Origin of the sequence: Gordonia caeni (assembly GCF_039537105.1) — a bacterium.
Classification (GTDB): domain Bacteria; phylum Actinomycetota; class Actinomycetes; order Mycobacteriales; family Mycobacteriaceae; genus Gordonia; species Gordonia caeni.
In genome coordinates this window covers 1-513 of the sequence record NZ_BAAAZW010000058.1, presented here as the reverse complement: position 1 = coordinate 513, position 513 = coordinate 1, and the positions used below count along the sequence as shown (strand labels likewise).

The 513-nt window shown below is 68.0% G+C and carries 1 pseudogene; it reads left to right on the top strand.

Annotated features, from left to right (window positions below):
* Positions 1–513, top strand: a pseudogene (locus tag ABD732_RS18700) (ATP-binding protein); the annotation flags it as partial.

The window sequence follows — 513 nt, the reverse complement described above, 5'->3', positions numbered from 1 at the left end:
CAACGCGCGGCCGAAGGGGCGTCCGTTTCCCGCGTCCGTGGTGCTGTGCGGGCTGCGCGATGTGCGTGACTACAAGGTCGCCTGCGGCGGGGACGCCGACCGGTCGAACCCGATCAGCCCGTTCAACATCGTCACCGACTCGCTGCGCCTGGGCGACTTCACCGCCGGCCAGATCGGCGAGCTGTACGGCCAGCACACCCAGGCGACCGGACAGGAGTTCACCAAGGACGCGGTGGACCGAGTGTTCGAGCTGACGCAGGGGCAGCCGTGGCTGGTCAACGCCCTCGCCCACGAGATCATCATCAAGATGGGGGTGACCGGCGCCGTCACTGCCGGGCAGGTGGACGAGGCCAAGGAGCGGTTGATCAGGGCGCGCGCCATCCACCTGGACGCCCTCGTCGCGCGGTTGTACGAACCACGGGTGGAACGGGTGATCGGACCGATCGTGGCGGGAATTTGGCCCGGCACGGACACCTCTTTCGACGACGACGTCTCCTACGTGCACGATCTGGG